Annotated in this window: 12 protein-coding genes; all 12 read left to right on the forward strand. The window is 33.1% G+C overall.

All coding sequences use genetic code 11. The features are described from left to right. The first annotated feature begins 359 nt into the window (after window positions 1-359). The 12 genes from AMQ68_RS23985 (at window position 360) to AMQ68_RS24040 (ending at window position 13288) form a co-directional block, all read left to right on the forward strand. On the forward strand, window positions 360-1640 hold the full coding sequence (locus AMQ68_RS23985; RefSeq protein ID WP_054513136.1) for an alpha-amylase family glycosyl hydrolase: 1281 nt from the start codon (window positions 360-362) through the stop codon (window positions 1638-1640). Between the two features lie 121 nt (window positions 1641-1761). Continuing rightward, a complete protein-coding gene (locus AMQ68_RS23990; protein ID WP_054513137.1) occupies window positions 1762-2202 on the forward strand; it encodes a hypothetical protein in 441 nt (146 codons plus the stop codon). 17 nt (window positions 2203-2219) lie between these two features. Then, window positions 2220-2864 carry a hypothetical protein gene (locus tag AMQ68_RS23995; RefSeq protein WP_054513138.1) on the forward strand — a complete coding sequence of 215 codons (645 nt, stop codon included), beginning with the start codon at window positions 2220-2222 and terminating at the stop codon, window positions 2862-2864. A 140-nt stretch (window positions 2865-3004) separates the two neighbouring features. Further along, window positions 3005-3799: a thymidylate synthase gene (locus AMQ68_RS24000; protein WP_054513139.1), complete on the forward strand. Its 795-nt coding sequence runs from the start codon at window positions 3005-3007 to the stop codon at window positions 3797-3799. Between the two features lie 57 nt (window positions 3800-3856). Next, entirely contained in the window at window positions 3857-4099 is a 243-nt protein-coding gene (locus tag AMQ68_RS24005; protein WP_054513140.1) for a hypothetical protein, read from the forward strand. Beyond that, a complete protein-coding gene (locus tag AMQ68_RS24010) occupies window positions 4096-4422 on the forward strand; it encodes a hypothetical protein (RefSeq protein ID WP_054513141.1) in 327 nt (108 codons plus the stop codon). The genes AMQ68_RS24005 and AMQ68_RS24010 overlap by 4 nt, the downstream gene beginning before the upstream one ends. 42 nt (window positions 4423-4464) lie before the next feature. Next, window positions 4465-5784 (forward strand): serine hydrolase, encoded by a 1320-nt coding sequence (locus AMQ68_RS24015; RefSeq protein WP_054513142.1) that lies wholly within the window; start codon window positions 4465-4467, stop codon window positions 5782-5784. After that, window positions 5785-6018, forward strand: a complete 234-nt coding sequence (locus tag AMQ68_RS24020) for a hypothetical protein (RefSeq protein WP_054513143.1) — start codon at window positions 5785-5787, stop codon at window positions 6016-6018. A gap of 9 nt (window positions 6019-6027) precedes the next feature. Beyond that, window positions 6028-8541, forward strand: coding sequence for a M1 family metallopeptidase (locus AMQ68_RS24025; protein ID WP_054513144.1), 2514 nt, complete (start codon window positions 6028-6030; stop codon window positions 8539-8541). Window positions 8542-8673: 132 nt separating this feature from the next. Beyond that, window positions 8674-10002 carry a hydroxymethylglutaryl-CoA synthase family protein gene (locus AMQ68_RS24030; RefSeq protein WP_054513145.1) on the forward strand — a complete coding sequence of 443 codons (1329 nt, stop codon included), beginning with the start codon at window positions 8674-8676 and terminating at the stop codon, window positions 10000-10002. Between the two features lie 455 nt (window positions 10003-10457). Next, window positions 10458-11879, forward strand: coding sequence for a TonB-dependent receptor plug domain-containing protein (locus AMQ68_RS24035; RefSeq protein WP_054513146.1), 1422 nt, complete (start codon window positions 10458-10460; stop codon window positions 11877-11879). Continuing rightward, the gene (locus AMQ68_RS24040) at window positions 11867-13288 is read left to right on the forward strand and encodes a TonB-dependent receptor (RefSeq protein ID WP_369678657.1); all 1422 of its coding nucleotides are present in this window, start codon (window positions 11867-11869) and stop codon (window positions 13286-13288) included. The genes AMQ68_RS24035 and AMQ68_RS24040 overlap by 13 nt, the downstream gene beginning before the upstream one ends. The last annotated feature ends 11 nt before the right edge of the window (window positions 13289-13299 follow it).

The raw sequence follows: 13299 nt of genomic DNA on the forward strand, positions 1-13299 counted from the left end.
TCAAACAATTGCTTCAATCGGGGCTAGGGTATCGGGAATGGTGACTTCGAGAACCTCAGCCACCAAGCGCTCTCCGTCATTGCGAACCGAAGGTGAAGCAATCTCAAAATAAAGTAATACACAAAATTATAGCATACACTTTGTCACTCTGTAAGAATCTCGACAGAAAAAAGATAAACTTATAAAAATTGCTCCTTGCAAAGACATTACACAGTAATTAGATTCAATGCAATTCCATTTAACTCTCAAGAAATTCAAGCTCTTCCCATATGATTCACTATTTTTGTTGACGGGAAGAATGCTGATGAAATAATTGGTCTGGGAATTGTTTCCTGTACCTTCAAAATACAAATAAGAATATGATGGATTTACCTAAAGAATGGAAACATTCAACTAATATTTACGAAGTCAACGTCAGACAATATACAAAAGAAGGAACTTTTAAAGCATTCGAAAAAGAAATGCCTCGCTTGAAATCAATGGGAGTGAAAACCCTTTGGTTTATGCCGATTACTCCGATTGCTCAGGAAAATAAAAAAGGAAGCTTGGGAAGTCCTTATGCGGCTTCAGATTATACATCTATCAATCCTGAATTTGGAACATTAAACGATTTCAAACACATGGTAAATGAAGCGCATAGATTGGGATTTAAAGTGATCATCGACTGGGTTGCCAATCATACAGGATGGGATCATATATGGACAAAAACCAATCCTGAGTTCTATTTAAAAGATTCTGATGGGAAATTCCATATCGCTTCAGGAATGGACGACATTATCGAGCTGGATTATACAAACCAAGAAATGCGACTGGCAATGATCGATGCCATGAAATTCTGGATCAAAGAAACAGATATTGACGGATTTAGATGCGATTTAGCCTCTTGGGTAGAAGTTGATTTTTGGGAACAGGCCCGCCCTGCCGTTGAAACCATAAAGCCTCTTTTCTGGTTGGGAGAATTTGATGAATTGGAAAGTCCCGAATACGGAAAAGTTTTCGATGCAAGCTATTCTTGGAAATGGATGCATACCTCTGCAGATTATTACAGTAAAAATATGCCTTTGCAGGATTTAAAAGATCTTTTAATACAATATTCTAATATTGGAGATTCTTCTATGAGAGCTTGGTTTACTTCAAACCACGATGAAAATTCATGGAATGGAACAGAATACGAAAAGTATGGTGAGATCACAAAACCAATGGCTGTATTTTCTGCAACATGGAATGGAATTCCGTTATTATATTCAGGGCAGGAGCTTCCCAATATGAAAAGATTGGAATTCTTTGAAAAAGATGCGATTGAATGGACGAATACCTATCAATCTGCAGATTTTTATAAAACATTATTAAGCTTGAAATCATCAAATCCTGCTTTGCGAGGAGGAGATCCAAGTGTTGGAACTTACCTTTTGAATACCACCGCAAACGATAAAATATTAGCTTACCTAAGAAAGAATGACGATCATGAAGTTTTAGTAGTACTCAATATGTCAAAAGAATCAGTAGATTTCAATATTCAGGATGATCATTTTTCTGGAATTTTTAAAAATATTTTTGAAGGAACAAAAAGAGATTTCAACAACGGGAAAGATTTTAGTTTCAAGGTTTCAGATTATGCTCTATTCGAAAAAATGAACTAAGACCATTAAATTTTGGGTGAAAATATAAAAATTCTTATATTTAAAAATAATATAATCAGTGAGAGCGGGCTAAAGCCCGCTTTTTAATGTAAATGAATAAAGGCTTTAGCCAAACATACCAATGAATAAAGGAGAAATTTTAAGTATCATTAAAACAAAGATTTCAGAAAAAATTCAAAATTTTGAAAATCTCATAGCCGAAACGCGTGCTTCAAGCAACGATACCAAAAGTTCAATGGGAGATAAATATGAGACGGGGAGAGAAATGCTGCAACAGGAAATCAATAATCTGCAAAGACAATTGAATGAAACTTTAAATCAGCAAAATATTATTCAGAAAATAAATGCCGAACCCTCTTCTAAAGTACAAAACGGAGCGTTGGTAAAAACGAATAAAGGATTGTTTTATATTGCTGCCTCTTTAGGGGAGATTGTTTCAGAAGGGCAAAAAATAATGACCGTTTCGGTGGAGTCACCTCTTGTAAAAGCAATGTTTGGTAAGGAAATTGAAGAGACATTTACAATAAATAATATTCATCAAACGATTGAGAATATTTGGTAAACGAATCCTTTATTAAAATGAAAAATGTATTTCTGATTACTTTCTTGCTAAGCAATATCTTTCTTAATGCTCAAATGCGGGCTCATGTTTCTTGGAATTCCTATGATTTAGAATCTGTTGATATCGCAATCGGTGATATCACGGTTAATCTTAGTAAAGCCGGGCAAATAACGAATTTTTACTCTGAGAGCTTAAATGGAGATATTGATTATAATGAAGATAAGAATTTTGATCAATATAAATTCGGAAAATTGAAAAGCATTGGAAATATTAAAATTGATTATTGGGATGGCTTCAATAAAAATGATCCAAAAGTGGGGAAAATAAAAAGTATTGGAGATCTGAAAATTGACTATTGGGATTCTATTGGCTTTGATAAAGATAAACTGGGAAAGGTAAAAACAGTAGGGAATATTTCTGTTGATTATTATGAAAATGATATTATTGATAACAGCAGATTGGGGAAGTTAAAGTCTATTGGGAGTGTTTCTATTGATTATGGAACTAAAGATATTATTGATGAGAGTAAATATAAAAAACTGATAAAGTTTGGTTCGGTACATCTCGATTACTGGAATGATAAGATCATAGAAAAAACTAAGTTTGGAAAATTGAAATCTATTAAAGGCAATTCAAAAGATCAAATGGTGGTATTGTTATAGTGTAAAACCGTTGCCAAAAAGATACACCACAAAATAAATTATAGAAAGCATTCATAAAAGTGAATGCTTTTTTTATGACTTATGATACCCAAAAATCGCTTATATTTTTTTAAATTTGAACCTTAAAAATAGCTCTTACAATGCAAAATTATTTAGACCTTTTACAACATATTTTAGACAATGGAACCGATAAAACTGATAGAACGGGTACTGGAACAAGAAGTGTTTTCGGATATCAGCTGAGATATGATTTGTCTAAAGGCTTTCCTTTGGTAACAACGAAAAAAGTGCATTTGAAGTCTATTATTTATGAACTTCTTTGGTTCTTAAAAGGAGATACAAATATTAAATATCTAAATGATAACGGCGTAAGCATCTGGAACGAATGGGCGAATGAAAATGGAGATTTGGGTCCTGTTTACGGAGCACAATGGAGAAGTTGGAACGGAGCGGACGGGAAAATTGTTGATCAGATTACAGAAGTTATCGACCAGATTAAAAAAAATCCAGACTCTAGAAGATTGATCGTTTCTGCTTGGAACGTTGCCGAAATTCCAAATATGGCATTGGCGCCTTGCCATGCACTGTTCCAGTTTTATGTGGCAGATGGAAAATTATCACTTCAACTCTATCAAAGAAGTGCAGATGTTTTCTTGGGTGTTCCGTTTAATATTGCAAGTTATGCGTTGTTGCTGATGATGGTAGCGCAGGTTTGCGATTTGGAAGTAGGAGATTATGTTCACAGTTTTGGAGATGTTCATATTTACAATAATCATTTTGAGCAGGTAAACAGACAGCTTTCAAGAGAAACAAGAGCACTTCCAACCATGAAATTAAATCCGGAAATTAAAGATATTTTTGGTTTTAATTTTGAAGATTTCACACTAGAAAATTATGATCCACATCCAGGAATTAAAGCTCCGGTAGCGATTTAATTTTGCTGAAATAATTTTTGTAATTATTTCTTTAACTTTGATTTAAATTCAAAATGCATGGAAATTAAAATAAGTTTAGACGAATATGCAGATGTTGATTTCATTAAAAAACTTTTATCCCAGATAAAAGGGATTAATGCTATTGAAATTTCTGAAAATGAAAAGACTTATTCTTGGAATGGGCTTGAAAACTCAGAATACTTTGGAAAAGTGATGGAGCAAAGTGAAAATGATTATAAAAGTGGAAAAACTCAGGAACTGACGGATGATTTATTAAATGAAATATTTAGTGAAAAATGAAAATAACAATTTCAGAAACTGCGAGAATTTCGCTAGAGGAAATTATAGATTTTCTCCAAGCAAAATGGACTGCAAAAGAAATTGCTATTTTACAAACTGATATTAGGAAATTTAGACAAACAATGATTGATGATATTCTAAAACATCAATCTTTAGAAAAGTTTCCCAATATAAAATTTACGTTTATTGGTAAGAAACAAATTAAGCTATTTTATGAAATCAAAACAGACGAAATTGTTATTAAACTATTTTGGCACTGCAAAAAAGATCCATTACAATTAAAATATCTTCTGAATAAATATTACAAAAAAAGTGAAGTCTAAAACTTCACTTTTTTTGTACTTTTAAGAGCAAATCTCAAAAGTATGTTAAAAAAGTTATTTTTTCTTTCGTTAATAAGTATTTCTAGTGTTGTTTTTTCTCAAAATCAGAGTAGGCAGAAGCTGATGGATTTTCTGGATTCTTTAAATGTACATCATAAAGTAATGGGAAGTTTTGCATTTGCCTATAAAGATCAGCCCACCTTTCTTAAGGTCATTGGGTTTTCAGATGCTGAAAAACAGAAAAATGCGAATATGAATACACAATATCGCATTGGTTCCATTTCTAAAACTTTCACGGCAGTTTTGATAATGAAAGCTATTGAAGATAAGAAGCTCTCATTAAATACTAAATTATCAGATTTTTATCCTGAAATAGAAAATGCGAATAAAATTTCTATTGAGCAATTATTACAACATAGAACAGGAATTCATAACCTTACTGACGATAAGGAATATTGGACTTATAATACAAAACCTCAAACAGAAAGCAGTTTAATTTCAATTATTAAAAAATATAAAAGTGATTTCAATCCCGGAATAAAATATGAATACAGTAATTCTAATTATATTTTGCTGGGTTATATTTTAGAAAAAGTATATCATACAACTTATGCTCAACTTATTCAGAATAAAATTGCAAGACCTTTAAAATTAACACTTACGGAAGTTGGAGGAAAAATAGACGCTTCTAAAAATCAAGCTTTTTCTTATAATTATGAAGGTGGAAAGTATGATACTTGGGAAGAAACAGATATGAGTATTCCGATTGGAGCTGGAAATCTAATTTCTACACCTACGGAATTATTAAAATTTATCATTGGACTTGAAAATGGAAAAGTAATTACAAAAACGAGTCTTAAAGAAATGAAAAATTATATTGATAATTATGGTTTTGGACTTACAAAAGTACCGTTTGGAGAAAGTTGGGGATTTGGCCATAATGGCGGAATAGATCAGTTTAGATCAGTTTTGTATTATTTTCCTGATCTGAAAGTGGCTATAAGTTTTATTACGAATCAATCTAGTTTTGATAATAATGATATATCTATTAAAATGATTAAGGCTGCTTTGGGGCAAAATTTTGAAATACCGAAATTTAACGATGTTGTAGTTTCAAAAGATATTTTGAAAAAGTATGAAGGGAATTACAAAACGAAAGATTTTCCTTTAGATATTAAAATATTTGTAGAGAATGGGCAATTAAAAGCTCAGGCAACTGGGCAAGGCGCTTTTTCTCTAGAGGCGGTTTCTGAAAACGAATTTAAATTTGATATGGCAGGAATAAAGATTAAATTTAATGCAGAAATAAATACAATGGATTTTTCTCAAGGATCAAGTAAATTTACCTTTAAAAAACAATAAATGAAATATTTAAAGATTAATATAGAAGAAAGCGCAGATGCTGAAAAACTGAAAGAACTTTTATTTCAGGTAAAAGGAGTCAGTTCAATAGATATCATTGACGATGAAAACCCGGAAAGCGAACTGAAAAAAGCGTTTAACAAAACCAAAGAACAGTTTAAAAAAGGCGATTACGAAACGGTAGTCAATGATATTTTCGATATTTTAACAAAAAATAATTCTAAAAATAATTAATAAATAAAGATGAAGAAGGCTATTTTATCGATTGCTATATTGGGTGGGATTTTCTTTTCTGCAAATGTATCGGCACAAACCGAAACTTCAGGCAGAGAAAAGGTGTACAGAGCTACTCATACCAAAGTAACAGAGCTAAAACATACCAAGCTTAAAGTAAATTTTGATTATCAGAAGGAGCAAATGAATGGGGAAGAATGGTTAACCGCTTCGCCTTATTTTTATCCTACCAACGAATTAACGCTTGATGCAAAAGGAATGTTGGTGCATGAGGTTGCTTTAGATATTAACGGCAAAAGATCTCCTTTAAAATATGAATATAAAAATGATATTTTAAAGATTAATTTAGATAAGACCTATCAGAAAAATCAGGATTATACGGTTTATATTAAATATACTTCCCGTCCAAACGAAGTAAAGCAACAAGGAAGTGCGGCGATTAATGATGCAAAAGGCTTGTATTTCATTAATGCACAAGGAAAAGATCCAGACATGCCAACTCAGATCTGGACGCAAGGAGAAACAGAATCTTCTTCTGCGTGGTTCCCAACCATTGATAAACCAAATCAAAAGTCTACTCAGGAAATCTACATGACGGTTCCAGATAAATATGTGACGCTTTCAAACGGGATTATGAAAGATTCTCAAAAGGAATCGAACGGATTGAGAACGGATCATTGGGTGATGGATAAAAGACATTCAACTTACCTTTTCTTTATGGGCGTGGGTGAATATGCAATTGTTAAAGACAAATGGAGAAATATTCCGGTAGATTATTATATTGAAAAGGCATATGAGCCGTATGCAAAACAGATCTACGGAAATACGCCTGAAATGATCGAGTTTTTCTCTAAAAAGATGGGCTACGATTATCCTTGGGCAAAATATGCACAGATCTCAGGAAGAGATTATGTAAGTGGTGCGATGGAAAATACCACAGCAACGCTTCATGGAAGCGATATTTTACAGAAACCAGGACAATTAATTGATGAAAATACTTGGGAAGACACCATTGCTCACGAATTATTTCACCATTGGTTTGGAGATTTAGTGACTGCAGAAAGCTGGAGCAATCTTACAGTAAACGAATCTTTTGCTAATTATTCCGAATATCTTTGGAATGAATATAAGTATGGAAAAGATCAGGCAGATTACCATCAATTGGAAGATGTCAACAGATATATTCACAGTCCGTCTGATTTCAAGGATGATTTGGTGAGATTTGATTATGAGTCTCGTGAAGATGTTTTTGATTTAGTGACTTACCAAAAGGGTGGCGGAATTCTTCACATGCTGAGAAACTATCTTGGTGATGATGCCTTCTTTGCGGGAATGAATGATTATTTAAAAACCAATGAATATCAGAATGCAGAAGCACATCAGTTAAGATTATCATTTGAAAAGGTTTCAGGAAAAGACCTGAACTGGTTCTTTAATCAGTGGTATTTCGGAAGCGGAAACCCAAAATTGAACTACTCATCTGCTTTTGAGCCTGTTAAGAAACAAGTTACGGTAACGATTAATCAAACGCAAGAGGAGCCTTTTGAATTTCCTTTGGCAATTGATGTATATGATAATGGCAAACCAAAAAGATATACTGTTTGGGTGGATGCTAAGGCAAAAAATACATTCAATTTTGATGTTTCAAAAACACCGGATTTAATTAATATCAATGCAGACGGGGTTCTATTGGCTGAAATTACTGATACAAAAACACCAGAGCAGTACTTAATGCAGTTTACGAATTCAAAAGAATTTAAAAACAGATATGCTGCGTTGAATGGAATTAAAGATCAGGTTGGAAAAAATCCTGCAGCAACTAAATTATTGGCTGCGGGGATAAAAGATCCGTATTTCAGAGTGAGAAATAAGGCGTTAGAATTGATGGATTTATCTAATCCGGAACAAATGAAAGCCCTAGGAGCAGAGGTTGAAAAAATAGCATCTAATGATCCGAAAACATTAACTCAGGCTGCTGCGATTAATGCGTTAGCAAAAACAAAGGATAAAAAATACCTTCCGATTTTTGAAAAAGGAGTGAATGCGGTTTCGAATGCAGTGAGAGGAAATTCTTTGGGAGCAATAGCGACTATTGACCCTACCAAAATTGGTGCTTTGGCTGATAAAATAGATCTTAGTGGCGCTTCAGAAAATCTATTGACACAAATGTTACCGATTGTTGTTAAAAATAAAGTGACTTCTCAAATGGCTAATATTGCTCAGATTGCTGCATTTTATCCTTTTGTGAAATTCCAAAATCCGGAATTGGGAAAATCTGCTGAAGAAGGATTCAACTGGATCATGACTTCAGATAATTTGAAAGCTACAGAAAGCATTACGAAAATGTTGTCCCGTGCAAAAGGACAAATGGGAGATAATGCCCAGGCAAAAATGATGATTTCTCAAATGTTGAAAGATGGTCTGAATAAAAAGATGGATCTGTTAAAACAAAATCCTCAAAAAGCTTCAAGTATCAATCCACAAATTGACGCCATTAATAAGGCGATTGAAGATTTTAAATAATAAAAGCTAAATTAAACGTTTTTAAAGCATCTCATTTTGGGATGCTTTTTTAGCATTAATGCTAAAAAACAGGTGAATAATGAACCTTATTTTGAATTATCTTTTATAATTTAGTTTTAAAATTACAGAATTATGACTTTTGGAATTGAAGCTGCAAGCTATTATGTACCATCTTTATATTTGGAAATTAAAGATTTAGCAGAGAAAAGAGGAATTGAACCCGCAAAATTAGAAAAAGGATTAGGGTTGCATAAAATGGGATTTCCCGATGTTCATGAAGATGCAGCTACTTTTGCAGCAGAATCTTTATTAAAATTAATACATGATTATACGATTAATCCAAAAGATATTGCCCGCATTTACTTAGGAACGGAAAGCGCTTTAGATGCTGCAAAACCAACCGCTTCTTATGCGATGCAAATGGTAGAAAAAGTATTGGAAAAGGAATTTGGAGAAAGATGTTTCAGAAACTGTGATGTGGTAGATATGACTTTCGCCTGTGTAGGAGCAGTAGATGCTTTACATAATTCTTTAGATTTTGTGAGGGTAAATCCGGACAAAAAAGCAATCGTGATCGCCAGCGATTACGCAAAATACGAATTGGCTTCTTCAGGCGAATACACACAAGGTGGTGGAGCTGTATCTTTATTGATCTCTTCAAAACCTGATTTGTTGGAAATTGAAAACAATTGGGGAGTGGCTACAGAAAGTGTTTTTGATTTTTTCAAACCCAGACGACAGTATAAGAAAGAAGACCTAACAAATGCTTCCGAATCTTTTCCCGATAAAATAGAAATCTTTACGGATGAACCTGTTTTTGATGGTCAGTATTCCAACCAATGTTATCAGGATAGAATCAGAGAAGCCTACAGCCACTATAAAGAAATTACAGGGAAAAGTAAGCCTTATGAAAATTGGAAATATTTGATTTTCCATCTTCCGTATGCTTTCCACGGTAAAAGAGTTTTCACTGAGATTTACAGTTTAGAAAATGGACTTTCTTATGGTACTCCCGATGAACAAAAAGCGGTGGCGAAGTCTGAAAATTATATTCAGTTTATCAATAATACGATAGAAAAATCACAAAGAGCTTCATCCGAAATTGGCAATATGTATACAGCTTCTATTTTCATGGCCTTACTTTCTGCATTACAAATCTCTTTTAATGAAAATGAAGAATTAAAAGGTTCCGAAATTGGGTTTTTTGGCTACGGAAGCGGATCAAAATCTAAAGTATTCGCAGGGAAAGTTTCAGAAAACTGGAAAACGGTTGTGGCAAAATGGAATTTATTTGAAGGCTTAAAAAACAGAACCGCCATTGATTTTGAAACCTACGAAAAACTGCATAGAAAGCAATTAGAAGAATCCGTTAATGAAAATTATAAAGGGTTTGGATTACAATCCATTGAATTAGAAAATCCTGTTTTACAAGGAGCAAGGTATTATGGGTATCAAGATTAACTTTATCTAAGAACACAATGAAAAGCCAGCTGTATACAGTTGGCTTTTATATTTATATTATAATTTGTTAAAAAGAGAGGTTGTTTAACTTTCTGTTAAGTTTTGAGGCTTTTTCTGTGGATAAATATTAACTAAATTATTGTTTTATTGATAAATCAACGATGATTACTCTTTAATTATTTCATTAATATTCTATTGGTGGTGAATTTTTTTTATCATAAAAAGTAATTATAGTATTTTGAAGTTTTTTTTTATTTTTAAATAAAACGTTAAAAGTAGGTGTGTAGATGTATTTTATCTCTTTTTATTATTAGAGATAAATATAAAAGTTTACTAATGATGATTGTTAATGAAAATCAGCAAGTTGTATTGGTTTGTTTTAGAGTGTTTTATGAATTGTTATTGTTAAAGCTTATTAACATATTTGCTTCTAGAAAAACACTAAATAAAAAAACATGAAAGTAAAACTACGCATTGCCACAGCGGGCGTTTTGTTTTTTACAGGGCAGTTTATAAGTGCTCAACAAAAAAATAATGACTCTTTAAAAGAAGCAAAAATAGATGAAGTAGTTGTAACGGGATACCAGAAAAAAAGTAAAGATGAAGTTACTTCTGCCATTACGGTAGTATCAGGAAAATCATTATCTAATTTTTCTTCTTCTACATTAGGAACAAATGCTTTACAAGGCAAAGCTGTGGGGGTAGATATTTCTTCTTTGAATGGGAAGCCCGGTTCCGGATCAGTCATCAATATTCGAGGATTAGGAAATATTACAACGAGTGTTGGAGCTTCTAATCCATTATTTGTCATTGACGGATTTATTGTGGGAAATGACCAAAGAGCTCAGGATGTTTTCAATGCCATCAATCCAAACGATTATGAGAGTATCTCTGTGCTGAAAGATGCCGCTGCTGCGGCTATTTATGGTTCTCAGGGGGCGAATGGAGTTATTGTCTTGAGTACTAAAAGTGGTAAATCAGGAAAACCTATCATTACGTTGAGCTCACGAATCGGATTCTCTGAAAAAATTAAAGATATCAATTTCAGAATGATGAATTCTGCAGAGAAAATTGATTATGAGAAAAAGATGTATGATTTAGGTATTGGTGGATACACAAAATGGACAGATTCAAATGTTTCAGCTGCTCTTGCTTTAGATCATAATTGGCAAAAAGATATTTTAAGAAGATCTGCCATTGAGTCTTATCAAATAGGAATAAGAGGAGGAAATGAAAAATCGAAATATACATTTTCATTAGGTTACGATTCAGACAATGGTATTGTACAAAATATCCACGCTTATAAGAGATATACAGGGAGAATGAAATATGAAGCTACCCCAACTGATAGATTGAGTTTTGGAGTTTCAACAGGAGTAAATTATAGTATGTCTCAGGAGATTAGAGATCGAAATAATGAGCAGAACCCATTTAGAGCAATGTATTCTTATAATCCCTACGAACCTGTATATAATGCTGATGGAAGCTATAATTCTACAAAGAAAGCATTTCCAATTTTAGAAGCACTAAAAAATAACCCAGAAAATATCAATTCCTTAATTTTTGACGGAAATATATTTGCTCAGTATAAAATTTTAGATGGACTAAATTTTAAGACTCAGTTAGGAGGATATTATAACAACATAAGACGAACTTCTAAGATTTTAAGAGGATCTTATCTTGATAATGTTTTAGGGCTTGGCGGAAGGGTGCTCGAACAAAATCAAAATCGTTTTAGATATACCAATTCCAATATATTAAATTATACCAAATCATTTGGAAACCATAGTATTGATCTATTAGGCTTAGTAGAATATACAGAGTTTAGGAATGATTTATTAGTGGTACAGGACAAAACTTTTCAATTCCTACTTTAAGTGAACTCAGTAATGCATCAACTCCATTTGCCATTGTAGGATACGATGAATTATATAGAACGTTTTCTTATGGAGCTTTCCTAACCTATGATTATGCTAAAAAATATATACTAACGGCTTCTGCCAGACAGGATAAAGACTCCCGATTTGGTAGGAATAATGTGAAATCTGAGCCATTTTGGTCATTAAGTGGTGCATGGAATGTTACCAATGAAGACTTTTTAAAAGATAATAACATTGTCTCTCTTTTAAAACTTAGGGCTTCTGTTGGAACAAGAGGGTACAATAATATTGGCCTCAATCTAAATAATGTACTCATGACGGGAGGCGGATATGGAAGTTTTCCTATTGCAGCTTTAAATCCTAATTATGGAAACCCGGATCTTAAATGGGAAGTTACAAAATCACAAAACTACGGAGCAGAATTTGGTTTCCTAAACAATAGAATAAAAGGTACGCTGGATTATTTTATCGATCAGAAGAAAGATTTCATATTAGCGATACCAAATCTTAGCTCAGAAGGAGGTGGGTATACAAAATATATCAATGCCGGTGATTTACAAAATAAAGGATTGGAAATTAGTATTTCGGCTGATATTATTAAAAATCAAAATTTTAAATGGAGTGTTCGTGCCAATACCAGTATGATGAGCTATAAACTCAATAAACTGAGAGATGGAGAAAAAGAAAGAATTTATGATAATAATATTTTAAGAGAGGGCTACACACCATTTTCATTTTACTTAGTAAGAAGTGCCGGAATTAATCCTGAAAATGGAAATGAACTCTATTATACAAAAGATGGAGGAACAACTGAGGTATATAATTCTAATGATGCTGTTTTAATAGAAGGCAAATCACCGCTTCCTAAATATTTTGGAGGTTTTGGTACTTCATTGTCTTATAAAGGTTTAGACCTGCAGGCAGATTTTAGCTATAAGTCAGGTAATTATGTTTATAATAGCATGGCTCGGGATATGTTGAATTATGCCAATGGAACAACCGGTAATATGAGAGCGGATGCTGCGAATTATTGGACAGCTCCCGGCCAGACCAATGTACTGCCAAGACCTAATAATACAAACAATGCACCCGGTGGCATTACCGGTCTACAACAAACCGACAGGTTTTTACAGAATGCATCTTACATTCGATTAAGAAACGTAAGCATAGGATACACCTTTGATAAGAAAACATTGGGTGAATCTTTTCCTGTTAATAGAATCAGGGTTTCTCTGACAGGGCAAAATTTAATGACCTGGACAAAATTTGAAGGAGATCCTGAAGTATCTGTTGGTTCAGGAGAAAGCCAAACAGGAGTTGGACAAACCTTCATTAGTGGAGCTTACTCATCTTACAGTTATCCTGCCGTAAAAACATATTTGTTCGGAATAGAAGTAGAATTTTAAAACACAATAGA

This window comes from Chryseobacterium sp. ERMR1:04, assembly GCF_001297705.1.
Taxonomy (GTDB): domain Bacteria; phylum Bacteroidota; class Bacteroidia; order Flavobacteriales; family Weeksellaceae; genus Chryseobacterium.